Source organism: Pantoea sp. Ae19-2 (genome assembly GCF_059801205.1).
In genome coordinates, this window is the sequence record NZ_JBCHWE010000001.1 from 1,684,129 (window position 1) to 1,700,366 (window position 16,238).

The 16,238-nt window shown below is 54.7% G+C and carries 14 protein-coding genes; 7 read left to right on the top strand and 7 right to left on the bottom strand.

Annotated features, from left to right (window positions below):
• Nucleotides 1–505: 505 nt before the first annotated feature.
• Nucleotides 506–1,894 carry an MFS transporter gene (locus tag AAIE03_RS07780; RefSeq protein WP_110015134.1) on the top strand — a complete coding sequence of 463 codons (1,389 nt, stop codon included), beginning with the start codon at nucleotides 506–508 and terminating at the stop codon, nucleotides 1,892–1,894.
• Nucleotides 1,895–1,916: 22 nt separating this feature from the next.
• Nucleotides 1,917–4,292, top strand: coding sequence for a glycoside hydrolase family 3 N-terminal domain-containing protein (locus tag AAIE03_RS07785; RefSeq protein WP_498562918.1), 2,376 nt, complete (start codon nucleotides 1,917–1,919; stop codon nucleotides 4,290–4,292).
• Nucleotides 4,293–4,355: 63 nt separating this feature from the next.
• On the opposite strand, the gene AAIE03_RS07790 is transcribed toward AAIE03_RS07785, so the two are convergent.
• The gene (locus tag AAIE03_RS07790; RefSeq protein ID WP_151260373.1) at nucleotides 4,356–4,799 is read right to left on the bottom strand and encodes a GNAT family N-acetyltransferase; all 444 of its coding nucleotides are present in this window, start codon (nucleotides 4,797–4,799) and stop codon (nucleotides 4,356–4,358) included.
• Nucleotides 4,800–4,913: 114 nt separating this feature from the next.
• Between AAIE03_RS07790 and hipB the strand changes: the two genes are divergently transcribed.
• Entirely contained in the window at nucleotides 4,914–5,153 is a 240-nt protein-coding gene (gene hipB / locus AAIE03_RS07795) for a type II toxin-antitoxin system antitoxin HipB (RefSeq protein ID WP_013025828.1), read from the top strand.
• Nucleotides 5,153–6,262, top strand: coding sequence for a HipA domain-containing protein (locus AAIE03_RS07800; protein ID WP_498562919.1), 1,110 nt, complete (start codon nucleotides 5,153–5,155; stop codon nucleotides 6,260–6,262). The genes hipB and AAIE03_RS07800 overlap by 1 nt, the downstream gene beginning before the upstream one ends.
• A 45-nt stretch (nucleotides 6,263–6,307) precedes the next feature.
• On the opposite strand, the gene AAIE03_RS07805 is transcribed toward AAIE03_RS07800, so the two are convergent.
• A complete protein-coding gene (locus AAIE03_RS07805) occupies nucleotides 6,308–6,724 on the bottom strand; it encodes a GFA family protein (RefSeq protein ID WP_013025826.1) in 417 nt (138 codons plus the stop codon).
• A 453-nt stretch (nucleotides 6,725–7,177) separates the two neighbouring features.
• Entirely contained in the window at nucleotides 7,178–9,046 is a 1,869-nt protein-coding gene (gene kup, locus AAIE03_RS07810) for a low affinity potassium transporter Kup (protein ID WP_013025825.1), read from the bottom strand.
• An 872-nt stretch (nucleotides 9,047–9,918) separates the two neighbouring features.
• Between kup and AAIE03_RS07815 the strand changes: the two genes are divergently transcribed.
• Nucleotides 9,919–11,559 carry a methyl-accepting chemotaxis protein gene (locus AAIE03_RS07815; protein WP_498562920.1) on the top strand — a complete coding sequence of 547 codons (1,641 nt, stop codon included), beginning with the start codon at nucleotides 9,919–9,921 and terminating at the stop codon, nucleotides 11,557–11,559.
• 80 nt (nucleotides 11,560–11,639) lie between these two features.
• Here the strand turns inward: AAIE03_RS07815 and AAIE03_RS07820 are convergent, their stop codons facing one another.
• The 3 genes from AAIE03_RS07820 to AAIE03_RS07830 are packed head-to-tail and all read right to left on the bottom strand — an operon-like array spanning nucleotide 11,640 to nucleotide 13,442.
• Nucleotides 11,640–12,287 (bottom strand): anti-sigma factor, encoded by a 648-nt coding sequence (locus AAIE03_RS07820; protein WP_019105193.1) that lies wholly within the window; start codon nucleotides 12,285–12,287, stop codon nucleotides 11,640–11,642.
• Entirely contained in the window at nucleotides 12,284–12,838 is a 555-nt protein-coding gene (locus AAIE03_RS07825) for an RNA polymerase sigma factor (RefSeq protein WP_013025822.1), read from the bottom strand. Before AAIE03_RS07825 ends, AAIE03_RS07820 begins: the two co-directional genes overlap by 4 nt.
• Nucleotides 12,839–12,878: 40 nt before the next feature.
• Nucleotides 12,879–13,442: a fasciclin domain-containing protein gene (locus AAIE03_RS07830; protein WP_014593752.1), complete on the bottom strand. Its 564-nt coding sequence runs from the start codon at nucleotides 13,440–13,442 to the stop codon at nucleotides 12,879–12,881.
• 226 nt (nucleotides 13,443–13,668) lie between these two features.
• Between AAIE03_RS07830 and AAIE03_RS07835 the strand changes: the two genes are divergently transcribed.
• Nucleotides 13,669–14,064, top strand: coding sequence for a (R)-mandelonitrile lyase (locus AAIE03_RS07835; RefSeq protein WP_019105194.1), 396 nt, complete (start codon nucleotides 13,669–13,671; stop codon nucleotides 14,062–14,064).
• 36 nt (nucleotides 14,065–14,100) lie between these two features.
• Here the strand turns inward: AAIE03_RS07835 and AAIE03_RS07840 are convergent, their stop codons facing one another.
• Nucleotides 14,101–15,009: a LysR family transcriptional regulator gene (locus tag AAIE03_RS07840; RefSeq protein ID WP_019105195.1), complete on the bottom strand. Its 909-nt coding sequence runs from the start codon at nucleotides 15,007–15,009 to the stop codon at nucleotides 14,101–14,103.
• 92 nt (nucleotides 15,010–15,101) lie between these two features.
• Between AAIE03_RS07840 and AAIE03_RS07845 the strand changes: the two genes are divergently transcribed.
• Nucleotides 15,102–16,232, top strand: a complete 1,131-nt coding sequence (locus AAIE03_RS07845; RefSeq protein ID WP_015700275.1) for a DSD1 family PLP-dependent enzyme — start codon at nucleotides 15,102–15,104, stop codon at nucleotides 16,230–16,232.
• The last annotated feature ends 6 nt before the right edge of the window (nucleotides 16,233–16,238 follow it).

Sequence of the window (16,238 nt, forward strand, 5' to 3'; positions counted from 1 at the left end):
TGCAGCCCTCACGGCTATCCTGTACTGATTTTACTAACTTTTCACTCTGACGTTCAGCTAAATAACATTTTATTCATCTGAAAATAGGGCTGCTCAGTCGTTCAGTGGGCAGGATAACGCATCTCGGGCGGTAAAATTCTCCCTGAAGAGATATTATTTGCCATAACGCAACAGAAAACAATACAAATAGTAACAAGGCTGTACTATTTCAAGCGTGCATATTCGCCATGTCATAGCGATTTTATATGAGAACATTACAGGCTTATAACAAAGTAACCCCACCTGGTGTCAAAAATATTTCGTCAAAAATGTATTGATCGATAAGTTATCAATATGCACTGCATCACAAACCCGCAAAAAAACTAAATATCATAAATTGGCTGTTAATTTCTGGAATTGTTGCTACTCCTCCAGACTACTAATACTTGAGCCTGGCCTGCCTGTACAGGCAGCGCGTGGAAAGCTGACTGAACAGGTTTTTCACCTAATTATAAGGCTCATAACAATGACTATATCCTCTGTATCCTCTGTGCTCACGACAAAAGATAAAATGGGTTACGGCATCGGTGATGCCGCCAGTTCAATGGTGTGGCAAACCGCCACCTTGTTCCTCGCCTACTTTTACACAGATGTGTTTGGGTTACCGGCAGCCATTATGGGGACGATGTTTTTGGTGGTTCGTCTGGCCGATGCCTTTGTCGATCCCTGTATCGGCGCGCTGGTCGATCGCACTCGAACCAAGCACGGTCGTTTTCGGCCCTGGCTGATGTGGTTTGCGATTCCGTTTGGCGTCAGTTGTCTCATTACCTTTTATATTCCGGATGTCGGCCCCACGGCGAAGATCGTCTATGCCTGTGTCACTTACACGATTCTCAGCTTTATTTACTCTGCGGTAAACGTCCCTTACTGCGCCATGCCCGGTGCACTGACGCTCGATCCTCGCGAACGCCATTCTTTGCAATCCTGGCGGTTTGCCTGCGCGTTTATCGGCGGGCTGGTGGTGACCGTCATCGGGCTGCCGCTGGTGGATCTGTTAGGTCAGGGTGACAAGGCAAAAGGCTACCTCTTTGCCATGGGCTTCATGGGGTTCTTAGGGGTGGTTTTAATCTACTGCTGCTTCTTTATGACCCGGGAACGTTATTTACCCCGCAGTGACAGCGCAAACTCGATGTGGTCCGACCTCAAGGCGCTGAGTAAAAACAGCCAGTGGTGCATCATTGTTATTTTTAACATCCTGCTGCTCACGGCAGTGGTAACCCGTGGCTCCTCCACCATTTATTACATGAACTACGTTTTATTGCGTCCTGACCTCGTATTCACTTTTATAATTACCGGCATGATAGCGGCATTGTGCGGGGCCTTTTTTTCAGAGCGGTTATTGGGAAAATTTGATCGCGTCCGCACTTATCAGATTTGCCTTGCCAGTTTTGTTTTTTTTGTCACCACGATTTATTTTATTCCGCCTTCTCAGGTCTGGCTGATCATTGCCGTGAATATTGTTTTTGGTTTTGTTCAGAACCTGACCACGCCCATTCAATGGAACATGTTCTCGGATGTGGTGGACTTTGAAGAACAGCGCAGCGGAAGACGACTGGACGGCCTCGTATTTTCAACGGCGCTGTTTGCCATCAAATTTGGCCTTGCCATGGGCGGGGCTGTCGTGGGCTGGATTCTGGGACTGGTTCATTACCAGCCCGGCGTGGCCGCACAAACACCTCGCGTCATCACCACCATCAACCTGATGCACAACATTATTCCCGGCGTTCTGTTTACCTGCATGTTGCTACTGCTTTTTCTCTACAAACTGAACAGCGCGCGGGTGAATGCTATCGCCCTTGAGCTGGCTGCGAAGCGCGCCGCTGAAGAGAAAATGGACGCCAGCAAGACTATCTGAAATCTGCATAAAGGAGTGAAACATGACTGCAATCTATAAGGATCCTCATCGTCCGGTCGCTGAACGCGTCGCGGATCTGCTGCCGCGCATGACGGCGGAAGAAAAGTTCGCGCAGATGCATGCTTACTGGCTCATTCTGGATGAAGAGGGCAATCACCAGGAACGCACAGATTTAAGCGATGAGTTTACTGGCGTCAGTGCCCAGACAGCACTGAAAGAAAGATTAACCCGCGGTATAGGTCAGATTACCCGTCCGCTGGGAACGCATATCGTTGACGCGCTGACTGGCGTCCGGGCGGCGAATCGCCTGCAGCGCGACGTGACTGAAGGCTCACGCCTGGGCATCCCGGCGCTGCTGCATGAAGAGTGCCTGGTCGGTTTGCTCTGCAAAGGCGCCACGTTGTTTCCCTCATCGCTCAACTATGGATCGACCTGGGATCCTGAACTCATCAGGCGGGCGGCACAGCGCATTGGCACAGAGGCGCGTTCTGTTGGCTGTAAGCAGGGGCTGGCGCCGGTACTGGATGTGTCCCGCGATGTCCGCTGGGGGCGGACAGAAGAAACCTTCGGGGAAGATCCCTGGCTGGTGGGCGTCATGGCCACCGCCTACGTCGAGGGGCTGCAGAGCGACACGCGCGATCTGTTAGCCACGCTGAAGCATTACGTCGGCCACTCATTCAGTGAGGGCGCCCGTAATCACGCGCCGGTACACCTGGGTTTCAGCGAGTTAAACGATATCTTCTTACTGCCGTTTGAAATGGCGGTCAAGCTGGCGAATGCGGGTTCAGTCATGCCGGCATACCATGACATCGATAATCAACCCGGCCACAGCGATCGTTTTTTACTGACGGAGGTCTTGCGGGAGCAGTGGGGATTCGACGGCATTGTCGTCGCTGACTACGGCGGCGTCAGCCTGCTTCATCAGCATCATGGCGTGGCGCAGGATGCGGCAGAATCTGCCGCGCTGGCTTTTAACGCCGGGCTGGACGTCGAACTGCCAAAAGATGACTGCGCTCGCCATCTGGCGGACGCCGTATCACGTAATCTGCTGTCGATGGAGAAGGTGGATGAAATTGTTGGCCGCATCTTAACCGAAAAGTTTCGTCTGGGCCTGTTCGAGCAGCCCTACATTAATGAAGAGACGATTTCACTGCAGGACGAGGAAACCCGTCAGGTCGCCCGGGAGGTTGCCACGCGGTCGATCACGCTACTGGAAAACAACGGCATTCTGCCGTTGCAACAAACCAGTCGCGTTGCGGTTGTGGGCCCCTGTGCAGACGATCCACTCGCGCTACTGAGTGGCTACAGTTTTCCTGTTCACCTTATCATTAGCGATATGCTGGAGGAAACCTCGCAGGTAACGACGCCGCTCGCCGCGCTGCGCCATACGCTAGGGCAGCAAAACGTCAGCTATGCCAAAGGCTGCCATATTATTGAGAAACGCGCGGCAGGCGCTCCCGTTTTCCCCGGAGACAGTGGGGCGAAACCTGTGCAGCAGTCGCCTGTTTCACAGGATACGCATCTGATTGCGGAGGCGGTTCTCGTGGCACAAGAAAGCGATGTCGTTGTTGCCTGCGTAGGCGATCTGGCGGGCCTGTTCCAGAGCGGCACCGTAGGAGAAGGTTCTGATACCGACAGCCTGAATCTGCCAGGCGTGCAGCAGTTATTGCTGGAGGCCCTTGTGGACACCGGAAAACCGGTGATCGTGGTCATGACCGGTGGGCGACCTTATAACCTGCAGGGCCTGGAGAACAAGGTCGCCGCCTTTCTGCTGGCCTGGGCACCGGGACAGGAGGGCGGCTGGGCGATAGCAGATATCCTCACCGGCCGCGCAGAGCCGCAGGGCCGCCTGGTGGTGAGCGTTCCGAAGAACGTCGGTGCGATGCCGTTCTATTACAACCACAAACTGAAAAGCGGCGGCACGCCAATCGCCTTCCATTTTGGCGCACGCTATCCGTTTGGCTACGGTCTGAGCGGGACAACGTTTAGTTGGGGGACGCTCCAGTCCGAGCAGGACAGCGTCGCTATTGACGGCGAAATCCGCCTCAGAATGACGCTAACCAATAGCGGCCAACGGCAGGGCAGTGAAGTGGTTCAGCTTTATATCCGGGACAAGGTCGCCAGCATGGTGCGCCCGCTTCAGGAGCTCAAAGCTTTTCAGCGCGTCACGTTACAACCGGGTGAAACGGCTGAGCTGTGCTTTACGCTCCCCGTCGATATGCTCAACTTTACCCGTCGCGATGGCAAGCGCATTGTTGAGCCGGGCGAGTTTGAGCTGCAGGTCGGGTCGTCCTGTCGCGATATTCATGGCGTCAGCACGGTAACAGTAAGAGGCGAAACGCGTGTTCTGCCTTGCCACTGGCGCATGTTAAGCGACTGCAAGGTCAATATCATCTGATGCCTTAACCCTGTCCATTGAGAGATGGACAGGGGCAACCCTTGCGTTTTTGCAGCGTGAAGATCAGCGCGCTGCGCTTAACGCTTTCGTCAGATAATGACGTTGCATGCCCGGTTGAGGGAAATCCGTTAACGACATCTGTCGGGCATAACCCTGCTTCTGGTAGAAGGGAAGTGCCTGGAAACTAAAGGTATCCACCAGAGCACTGTGGCAACCCGCCGTGACAGCATCCTGTTCGGCTGCATGAACCAGCTGCTGGCCAAGGCCTGAACCGCGCACGGATTCACTCACCCAGAGAAACTCAATACAAAGCCAGTGCCCTTTTTGGCTACCAATCAGTCCGCCCAGCAATTTTCCCTGCGGATCACGACAAAATACCGCCAGCGGCCCCCATGTCGAAGTATCGATGAACGCGTTGTTATAGGCGCGCAGCCCGGCCAGTAAATCCTGCTTATCGTTCTCGGTGTAAGACCGCGTGACGGCCAGAAGAAAGTTACATTTGGTCATTTTACCTCCAAAATATCCGCTATCGGGGGTAATTAAGTTATCAGGCGAAAGAGCAGCAAGTCTGATAATATCCTCTAACGGGGATAAATCCTCACTTATCAGGGAGCATACCGCATGATTTACAGTCCCCGCCAGTTGGCAAATCAGGTCAGGCTACTGCGGCAGCAAAACGGCTGGACCCAGGTCGAACTGGCGAAAAAAGTGGGCCTGAAACAGGCAACCCTGTCTCACTTCGAAAATGCCCCGGATACAACCTCACTGGCAACGTTGTTCAAAATCTTACAGGCGCTCGATCTTGCTCTGTCGCTTCATGAAAACAGCGCATCCTCAGCCCCGGCTGAGGATGCCTGGTAATGGCAAAGCTCATTGCCTGGATAAACGGCGAGCGTACGGGAACGCTGACGCTGCATCACAACGGCGCGCTGCATTTCCAGTATGACGCCAACTGGCTTCAGCATCCGCTTGCCAGACCTCTCTCGCTTTCATTGCCCTTACAGCGCGCCGCGATGCATTCTGAGAAAGTCGTGTACTTTTTCGAAAACCTTCTCTTTCCCAGCACGTTGATCGAAAAGGATTTTTACCCGACTCACCCGATAAAATCCTGTGAGGTGTTTGCTGCATTGCAGAAAGTGGGACACACATTGCCCGGGGCGCTCAGTCTGCTGCCGGCAAAGCGGCAGCCCGTCGCGCCGGACCAGGCAACGAACAGCATCTTCAGCCCCGCCGATGAGGCACAGCAGTTCGATATCGATAATGCGTATCTGTGTCTGTCCCTGGCCCGGGAGCTGACTATCCCGGTGCCGGATGCCGTGTTAGTTCATGAGAACGGCATCCGTAAATTGAGAACAGAACGATACGATCGCCGTTGGCGTCACGACGGACAACACCTTTATCATCTTCCCGAAGAAGACGTGTGTCAGGCGCTCGGCGTGCCGCTCTCTGGCCGCGATGAGCAGCAGGGCGGTCCGGGAATTGATGACATCATGGCCTTGCTGATGGGCTCAAGCTCCGCCATGAAAGACCGTGATGATCTGATGCGCTGTCTGGTATTTCAGTGGCTGACGGGCATCACGCGCGTCAACGCTAAACATCTCTCGCTGCTGATTGCTCGCGGTGGCAGCTTCCGGCTCGCGCCTTTTAAGCATCTTCTTTCCGCCTGCCCGGGCCTTTCTCTGCGCACAACAGACAGACGGGATTTCCAGCTGGCGATGGGCGTGACAGGCCCTGAGGGCAAACAGCATCACATTGACGCGATTCGGCCCGCGCATTTTCTTGCCCTTGCGGGGAGCGTGGGGTTCAGTCAGGCAGCGATGCGGCAGATACTCGCGGCCTTTGTTCCGGGCTTGCCTGCCGCGATTGTTAAGGTGCGGGACAGCCTGCCCGATGATTATCCCCTGACGCTCGCCGATGCGGTTTTCAGCCACGCAATGATGATGCTGGAAAGGGTGCGCCAGGCGATCTGAGGTTAATGGCCTTCTGGTGCCCGGCGTCAGGGTTTTACTGCATCGTCAGGATTTTACTTCAACATAGTTAAGATGGCCGACTACGCCGCCTTTGCCGCCATCCCGGGGATGATTATTGCCATCGGTGACGGGCACGGAGGCGAAATCGAAAGGCGAAACGCCCGTCAGACAGGCGGCATTCACGCCATACTGTTCAGGATTGGACCGGCTTTGATGAAACGTGTAGATGCCACAAATGGAACAGAAGTAGTGGACTGCCTCACCCGAATTAAAACGGTACTCGCTTAGCGTCTCTTTGCCTTTCACCACCTCAAGCCCCGAGACGGGCGCAAACACCACGACCGCGCCGCGCATACGGCAGAAAGAGCAGTTACAGCGCCGGGCCGTGTTCAGGCCATCCAGCAGTTTTACGTTAAACGCTACAGCGCCACAGTGGCACTGAGCCGATGTCGCATCAGACATGGTTTGCTCCTTTTTTCATCCTGCAACCTCTGGGGAGGTGACAGGGATGAAGCGTTGGTGGCACAGGTAAAACAGGGTATCCCGGCTGGTATTGTGACGGGTTAAGGTCAAAGACACCAGACGGGATCCCGCAGCCTACAGATTTTTCTTCAGCATCCTGCGTTTGGTGCGCTGATGAGGGCCGTTCTGCAAGTCAGCGTTGAGTTCATCGGGCACTATTGAACGCGATAGCCCGCGGCAGGCGGTACTTGCGCCACAGCCGCGCCTGCTGTCCCGTTATGCCTGTATGGGCATACATTTTGCCCGGCAAAGCCTGACGAGATCCGGGAGACGCGTGAAGAAGGCCGTTATGACGGGCGGTGAAAGGGTGCTGAACGCGAGCGGGGAACATGCGGGCTTCCTGACAAAAGAAAACGGCAGAGCCCGTGACGCGCTCTGCCGCAAATGCCCTTATCAGAACTCTTTTTGCCCGCCCAGTTCGATCACCCGGTTAGCCGGGATTCTGAACTGCTCATGCGCGCGTAGTGCATTGCGCTGGAAGAAGTGGAAGATAACGCCTTTGGCATGGGCCAGACCACGGCGCTTTTTCATCACCAGCGTGTCGTGCGAGGTAAAAAACGACGCTTCATTTAACGTACAGCCAAAGCCTTCCAGCCCACAAAGATGCAGGACATCCTGCATCGACGGACGCTCATGCCAGCCATAGGTGGCCGTCACCTGCCAGAACGACGGGGACATCTGGCGCAACGCAATGCGCTGCTGATTGTGTACGCGGGGCAGATCGACCGTTTTGATATGCAGTAAGACAGTGCGCTCATGCAGTACCCGGTTATGTTTCAGGTTATGCAGCAGCGCCTGCGGAATTTCATACTCTTTACGCGTCAGAAAGATAGCCGTTCCCCCCACCCGCATCGGCGGAGAGGCTTCCAGGGAGCTAATCAGCGCTTTCAGCCGCACCGGATCGTCAGTGAGACGGCGGATAAGCCGGGAACGCTCACTGCTCCAGATAAGCATCAGCACCAGCATGGTCATCGCCAGCAGCACCGGCACCCAGCCGCCAGACAGGAGCTTCATCAGATTGGCGGCAAACAGCGGCACATCAATTAACAGCATGCAGAGCAGAAAAACCAACGCCACCGGCAATGGCCACTTCCAGTTTTTAAAGGCCACAATACCGGCCAGACAGGCCGTCAGCACCATCGTGCCCGTCACCACGATACCGTAAGCGGATGAGAGCGCTGAGGACTGGCGGAAAGCCAGGATGACGACAGTTACCGCCGCAAACAGCAGCCAGTTTACGACCGGGATGTAGATTTGTCCTGATTCCGTAGCAGACGTAAAGATCACTCGCATCGGCGGCAGAAACCCCTGGCGAATGGCCTGATGCGTCAGCGTGTAAACGCCGCTGATGATTGACTGGGCAGCAATGACCGTGGCCAGGGTTGACAGGACAATCAGCGGGATCTGTGCCCAGACGGGCGCGAGAATATAAAACGGATTTTGCACCGCGCTGGGTTCGGCAAGCACCAGGGCGCCCTGACCAAAATAGTTCAGCACCAGAGCGGGCAGGGCAATGATCAACCAGGCCAGCCTGATGGGGGTTTTGCCCAGATGTCCCATATCCGCATACAGGGCTTCAGCACCGGTGACGGCCAGCACCACCATGCCGAGCGCGGCAAATGACAGGGCTTCATGATGAAGCAAAAAGGTCAGGGCAAAGGCCGGATTGAGCGCATGTAAAACGTGCGGATTCATGGCGATGCCGCGCACACCGAGTATCGCCAGGGTAATAAACCACACCAGCATGATCGGGCCAAAAACGCGGCTGACGCGCTCGGTGCCGTGCTTCTGGATCACAAAGAGTACCGCCAGTATGACCATGGCCAGCGGCACAATAAAGCGATCCAGCGCCGGGGCCACGACTTCAATCCCCTCAACGGCGGAAAGCACCGAGATTGCCGGGGTGATAATGCCGTCACCGTAAAAGAAGGCTCCTCCTGTGAGGCCTGCCAGTACGATGATGCGGCTGAGCCGCGCGCCGACATTTTGCCGGGCCAGGGACATCAGCGTCAGTATTCCGCCTTCGCCATCATGATCTGCACGCATGATAAAGATGACGTATTTCACCGTCACAATCAGCGTCAGTCCCCAGAATATCAGAGACAGAAACCCCATGACCGCCTCTTCGGTCACCGCCCCAGAGGGAAGAATAGACAGACACTCTTTTAAGGTATAGAGCGGGCTGGTGCCGATATCACCAAATACGATCCCCGCTGCCGCCAGCATGCCTGCAGGAAGAGACTGTTTTTCAGACTGCGCCATTTAATATCCTGTTTTGCTTCACGTAATTATCCACCTTCGCCGGAAAGGTTATCCGGTCAGCGATCAGCACGAGATTACGCGGTTTAGCGTGAGTTAGGGAGTAGGTGGTTAAGTTATGAACTGCATTTTTACAGGTTTGTACCTTTTTTTTACGACATTTTTACACGACTGTCGATTAACTCAGCAGTTATTTCGCGCGAGAAGTGGCGTAAATCCGCCGTCACGACCAGGCTGTTTAAAACCGGTTTAGTCAGCGTGTTGCATTAAGCCAAATTATGTCTTTTGCTTTGTCAGCCATGCCGACCCGCGGCGTGAATGCGGCGAATGACAAGGCTGTGTCGCGGCGGAGACAGGGAAGCCAGCGCTATGCGGGTTTTTAACGCCCGGCCCGAACGAACGGAGAAGAACGTCCCGGCGTTAACAAAAAAATAAAAAAATTTTTAAAATAGTCCTTACTTATGATTAATTCGTTCGCGTTTGTTGCAGCGTTAATTTATTTCAAAAACGGCGGCATTAAACAACGGCGCAGCCGGTATATTCAGGCACAATTTTAAGCTGGCTTTAAGCGAAATTTTATTAATTAAACGCGCGCGCCATTTTGAATAAAGATTATTTCCCTCCTCTTAAATAAAAATTGACTTTCCTCCACCCATTAATTCCATTTGTATTTCCTGAGTCATAAAACCCTGCATCTTTATTTATGCATTCAACGGGCTAATGCTTTTTAACGGTAATGCCGCGTCCGCCCCCATTATTCAGCGGATTTACTATTCAGCGCATTAATGCTCATTCACGCCCTGTCGATATCTTTATGGCTAGCGCGCTTCAGCATAACGTAATGAATAACGAACATAGTATTCGGGGAATTTAATATGACTATTACTCAGCGGCTTTTCCTGACGTTTTCACTGCTCTCGGCATCGATGATTGCCATGGTGGTGATCGTCATCATGGTATTGAGCGGCTTCCAGTCGCGCTTTCAATACGTACAAACCAATACGCTGCCTTCACTGGTTGACCTGGATAAAATGGTCAATGGCAGTAACCGGCTTAACGTCTCGCTTTACCGACATTTGAGTGCAAAAGATCAAGGCAAACAGGCCGAGTTCGAAAAGGAAATAACAACGCGGCTGGATACCGTTAAAGCGCTGACTGAATTTTATTTGAAAAATGAAACCACTAACGATCAGGACATCAGGCTGAGTCAGCATGCCTTAGCGCTGATTAAGCAGATGGAAGACCGTTTGCCCGGTTTTATGGCGAATTCCCGTCTGCATGACGACGCTGCGCTGGCCGATCTGCAGGGCAATAGCGGGGTCGGGCAGTCTATTCGCGATTTAATTGAAAGTTACCAGAAACAGTTACAGTTTAATGTGGAGGTAGGGGCGGCATTTGAAAAAGATAACAACCGGGTTTACCGGCAAACGCTGGTGTGGTTAATTGCCGGTTCGGCCGCCATCATTCTGCTGCTGGGCGCGTTCTCCGTCAGAACGATTCTGGGGATCCGCAGGCACCTTAACGGTATGCGAATCACCATGGAACGTGCCAGCGAGCGGCTGGATCTTACCCTGCGTGCGGATGACTCCCGTCAGGATGAAATTGGTCTTACGGCCAAAGCGTTTAACAAACTTATCGGGAATGTGGCCCACTCGCTGTCGTCCGTTGAACGTTCGGCCCATTCTGTCAGTTCTGCCACCTCGCAAATTTCGGCCGGCAACGAAGATCTCTCTTCACGCACCGAGCAGCAGGCGGCCTCGCTGGAACAGACGGCTGCCAGTATGTCAGAGCTGAGTGAAACCGTGCGCCAGACGGCTGAAAACACCCGACTGGCCAGCCAGCTGTCGAAAAACGCCCGGGACATTTCAGACGACAGCGCCACGAAAGTTCACACCATGCTCGGCACCATGACCGACATTAAACAGAGTTCTGAAAAAATCACCGCCATTATTAGCCTGATCGAAGGCGTGGCTTTCCAGACCAATATTCTGGCGCTCAACGCTGCCGTTGAAGCCGCCCGGGCCGGCGAGCAGGGACGAGGTTTTGCCGTTGTCGCCGGTGAGGTGCGTAACCTGGCGCAGCGTTCTTCGGCTTCAGCGCGCGAGATTAAAGAACTTATCGAATCCTCGATGCGCTATGTGGAAACCGGCGTTAATCAGGCTGAACAGGTGGGTGACAATATCGGACGAATGAAGGACGCGGTGCGACAGGTAACCGACCTCGTTGACGAAATTGCCGTCGCGTCTCAGGAGCAGTCATTGGGGATTGGTCAGGTGCATCAGGCCGTCAATCAGATGGATGACGTAACACAGCAGAATGCGGCGCTGGTGGAGGAAGCCTCATCGGCATCCCGATCGCTCATGGATCAGGCCTCAGCACTGAATCAGCTCGTCGCCACGTTCGTGCTGACCGATGCCGCGCCTGTTGCCCAATCCAGCCTCGCACGGGTTTCTTCCGCCTTTGTTCAGGCTCGTGCGGCCTATGCTAAGCAGGAAGATAACTGGCAACGTTTTTAGGGTTGTGCGGCGGGTGGAGCGGTAACACGGGATATAGGCATGCCATCGTCCCACCCGCTCAACCCGCCGCCCGAATGGCGTTATCCTGTCCTGCCACTGTAAAGCACCGGGCCGGTAGGCTGCCCGGTGGGTGAACCGCCCTGGGGCTCAAGGCTGACCGCAATCACCGCGTTTTTCAGCGTATCACGCGCGGCAAGTTTGAGCTGAGTCGTCTCCTGGGCATTCAGCAGCCCCAAGGAAACGGGCTGTTGACCGGCAGGGATGAGCCACAGTTGCAGGCTGTTGTTTGCGCCAATAGCGACCGGCTGCAACGGTGTTACACGTAGCTGCGTCAACGCCTTATCTGCACTGACCACCCATTGCCCCTGTTGCTCCGCGCCCCGCATTACGGTCAGCGGGGTAAAGTCGGGCGTTCTGATAACCTGATACGACACCAGCGTCAGCGCGGCAAGGGCTGCGGCAACCAGCCAGCCTACATAACCGCGCCTGACGCGCGGCGTTATCTTTGTCGGCAGACTTAGCGTAATTTTTTTCCAGACGTATTCCGGTGGAATCTGAGGCATCAGACTGCGATCCAGTCCGGCAAGCAGGGTTTGCCATTTGGCTACCCGCTCAGTCAGTTCCGGCTCACTCTGCAGACGCTTCTGAAAGCGTAACCGCGCATTGCCGCGCAGCGTACCCAGCGCGTATTCCGCAGAGAGCGCGTCGTCACGTTGGCGTTTATTCATAGTCCGACACACTCCCGAAGGTGCGCCATCGCCCGGCGGATCCAGCTTTTCACCGATCCAACCGGCTGCTGGAGCCAGTGAGCAATATCGCCGTGGGACATGCCCTGATAGTAGGCCAGCGTGATGCTCTGGCGCTGCTCACTGCTGAGGTTTCCCAGACAGCGCTGTAAGCGTGCGGCTTGTGCATCATCCTGTCTGTTATGCAGTTCGTCATGTTCAGCGGCCAGTAGGTCATCGTTATGGGCTTCTTCCGCGCTGGCAAGGCGTGCCTGTCCGCTGCGGAGCCAGTCGATACACCGATTACGAACAATGTGGGTCATCCAGGTCAACGGGGAGCTCAGCGCGGCATTATAGGTTTCCGCCTTGCTCCAGATGGTGATGTAGCAATCATGCAGCACCTCCTCAGCCCAGGGGCGATGCTGCAACATGCGCAACGCGATAGCAAAAAGGTGAGGCGATGTCAGCCGGTAAAGTTGTTCAAATGCCTGACGATCGCCGTCGGCGATTGCCTGCATCAATTTCACCTGCTCCACTGCCTGCACCTTGTCCATAAGCGTCCCGAATGATCTGTTTCCGTTCGAGTATAAATTATTACTTCGGCATTAATACGGTATCAATCACATCTATCACGCCATTTTTTTGGTTGACGTCATAGGTACTGATATTCGCGACGTTGCCCTGGCCATCTTTCAGCTGAATATTGTGGGGGCCATTGTTCATGATCCATAACGGCTGACCGTTAACGGTCTTCAGCTCGGCATGACCGCCACCTTGTTTGATTTTAGCTTCCAGCGCCTTCATATCGTACTTACCGGCAACCACGTGATAGGTGAGTACGCTGGTCAGTTTCGCTTTATTTTCCGGTTTGAGCAGACTGTCTACGGTGCCTGCAGGGAGCTTAGCGAACGCCGCGTTAGTTGGAGCAAACACGGTAAAAGGGCCTTTACCTTGTAAGGTATCAACCAAACCGGCTGCTTTTACCGCAGCCACCAGGGTGGTGTGATCTTTTGAGTTAACCGCATTTTCAACAATATTTTTTTGCGGGAACATGGCGGCACCGCCTACCATGACAGAACCCGACTCCATAGCGGCAAGAGAGGCAGTGGTAAACAGTAATGCACTTGATACAACGGTCACAGCGATTAGCTTTTTCATCGTAAATCCTCATTAGAGCGTGGAGTAAGTGGCTTTCAATGAGATATACGAGTAGGGGGACTAAAGTGGATGCAGAAAAAATTAAATATTTTTAACCCTGCGCGTAGCCTGCCCAATTCATCAGCCTGCGCGTGTTTTTCGGCCATGTGCGCACAGGCAAGCAGCGGCCAGAATGAGAGACGTCCGTCCCTGTCCTCTGTCACACGACATCAAAGGTAAGCCGATAATGAAAATCATCAAAAATGCCGCCGTTCCCTCAGCGAAAGGTCCTGAGGCGTATTTTACCGGTCAGGTCCGCATTGATTCCCCTTTCAGCACAGCGGCGCCGGCACGGGTTGGCGGCGCTATCGTCACCTTTGAGCCCGGTGCCCGTACGGCCTGGCATACGCATCCACTGGGGCAGACGCTGATCGTCACCGCCGGTCAGGGATGGATTCAGTGTGAAGGCGAAGAGAAGCAGACGATCAATCAGGGCGATATCGTCTGGATACCGGAGGATGTTCGTCACTGGCACGGCGCCACCGCCCGTCATGCAATGACGCATATTGCCATCGCGGAATCCCTTAACGGCAGTCCGGTGACCTGGCTTGAGAAGGTCACAGAGCACGAATTTTTATCGTAAGCAACGCCTGTTCAGCCGGTGCAACACCAGGGAGGCCTAATCGATCTCCCACGGCGGTGCGCTGAAGGTGTGTTTCATCAGGTCGATAAAGCCCTGAGTGCGGGGAAGCCGCTTTTTTTCCTGCAGGCTGGTCAGGGCGACGATATCGGCAGACGGCAGGGTAAACGCGGGCAGCAAGGGAACAAGAAGGCCCTGGCGGATCTCGCGGCTGACATCCCAGGCGGAGCGCACCATAATCCCTTTACCGCTCAGCGCCCATTTTTTAATGATACGACCATCATTGCTGGCGAGACGTGGCGTAATCCTTAGGGTCGTTTCGTCCCCGTTGTGGCTGAATGTCCAGCGCGTCACATCTTCCGCATTTTCCCGGATCACCAGACAGTGATGGTGCTGCAGCGCATCAGGATGCGTCGGCGTACCCTGCTGCTGCAGATAAGCCGGCGAGGCGCAGAGTAAACGCGGATTGGCGGCGAGCCGGGTGCTGTAGAGCGTGGAGTCGCGCAGATGGCCGATATAGATCACCACATCCCACTTATCGGCCTGCATCCAGTCGGGGTTATCGGAGAGGGTGAGATCGATACTGAGATCGGCATGGCTGTCGGCGTACTCCGCCAGCAGCGGGGCAATGTGTTCGGAACCAAAGCCCAACGGGGCCAGCACTCTCAGCGTTCCGCTGATGCGGTTTCGCGTCTGATCGATTACATCCTGCAACTGGTCTATCTCATGCAAAATCACCCGGGCGCGACCCAGCAGAGCTTCGCCTTCATCGGTCAGAATGATGCGTTTTGCCGGACGCAGGATCAGCTTCACCCCGATCTTTTGTTCAATACTTTGCAGGCGCTGCGTCACGGAAGGCGGCGTGATATCCAGATGGCGCGCCGCCGCCGCCAGCGTCGGATGCAGGGCAATGACCTGAAAAAAACGTAAATCTTCGCTGTTGATCATTAGGTTCAAACCTAATCACTAATTGGGCCTGACGGCATTTTAAACAGATTTAAACGATGAGAGCATCAATAAAACCTTACAGGAATTCGACGATGCTCAATCACTTAACCATAACCACGCCTTATCTGCTGTTAGATAAAGTTAAGTTTGAACGCAATATCAACCGCTTGTATCAGCGAATCGAAGGGCAACGCTGTCAGATTCGCCCGCATCTGAAAACGCTTCGCACTCTCCAGTCTGCGCCTTATCTGCTCAAAGCATCCTCTTCACCTGCCACCGTTTCTACCCTGGCAGAGGCCGAAGCCTTTGTCGCCGCTGGCTTCAGCAATGTGCTTTACGCCGTGGGGATTGCGCCCGCTAAATTGCCGCGTATTGCCGCCCTGCGGTGCAGCGGCAAACAGGTGCATGTGTTGCTGGACAGCATGGCGCAGGCACAGGCCATCAGCGATTACGCTTTACAGCATCAGGTGACGTTTTCCGTTTTCATTGAGATCGACTGCGATGGCCATCGCGGCGGCATTCGACCTGACGACGGGACGTTGGCCGAGATTGCCGGTCATCTGCATCAGCACGGGATGGTGGTGGAAGGGGTAATGACCCACGCGGGCGAGTCCTACCATTGCCGCACGCCGCAAGACATTCAGCGGGCGGCGCAGCAAGAGTGCCAGGCTGCCATTACCGCTGCCCAGCATATCCGTGCCGCAGGGATCCCGTGCCCGGTCGTCAGCGTTGGCTCCACGCCCACGGCGCATGCGGCTACGGACCTCACGGGCGTAACCGAGGTGAGGGCCGGGGTGTTTTCCACCTTCGATCTGTTTATGCACAATCTGGGCGTCTGCACCCAGGACGACATTGCGCTTTCGGTGGTGACAACGGTGATCGGCCACAACCACGACAAGGGCTGGGTTTTTGTTGATGCCGGCTGGATGGCCATGTCACGCGATCGCGGCACCGCCTCACAGGATACCGATTATGGCTACGGGCTGGTGTGCGACGATGCGGGTTGTCCGTTGGGATTGCTGCTGACAACCACCAATCAGGAGCACGGAATTATTGCGTTGCCGCGCGACAGTGCGTATTCCACCGGAGATTTTCCACTGGGTACCCTGCTGCGCATTCTGCCCAACCACGCCTGCGCGACCGCCGCGATGCATACGCACTATCAGGTGATCGACACCCGAAACGGCGAACATGAGGTCTGGCAACGCATCGTTGGCTGGTAGCGTTTT